At 44.1% G+C, this 345-nt stretch carries 2 tRNA genes; both read right to left on the bottom strand.

Going from position 1 to position 345, the window contains the following annotated elements:
• Nucleotides 1–52 precede the first annotated feature (52 nt).
• Nucleotides 53–126 (bottom strand) — tRNA-Ala (locus tag LC454_RS26290).
• 93 nt (nt 127–219) lie between these two features.
• Nucleotides 220–293: transfer RNA gene (locus LC454_RS26295), tRNA-Ile, on the bottom strand.
• Nucleotides 294–345 lie beyond the last annotated feature (52 nt).

The raw sequence follows: 345 nt of genomic DNA on the forward strand, positions 1-345 counted from the left end.
GTCGCCATAAAATCATCACAATTCTCAATACTAATATCGCAATACTAGCTCGTGGAGAATAACGGATTCGAACCGTTGACCCCCTGCGTGCAAGGCAGGTGCTCTAGCCAGCTGAGCTAATTCCCCTTATTTCCAGTTTTAGATGTTAGAGTTAGATCACTGTATGTCGCCATACATCTCTCTAAATACTAAATACTTTCTACTAAATACTATATCAAGTAGTCCCGAGCAGATTTGAACTGCTGACCCCTACATTATCAGTGTAGTGCTCTAACCAACTGAGCTACGGGACTAGCTATTCTGTTCATCTATCTCTCTCGGTCCTGCTCCTTCTAGGGGCGGGCA

The sequence above is a fragment of the Sphingobacterium sp. GVS05A genome, from assembly GCF_019969845.1.
Lineage (GTDB): Bacteria > Bacteroidota > Bacteroidia > Sphingobacteriales > Sphingobacteriaceae > Sphingobacterium.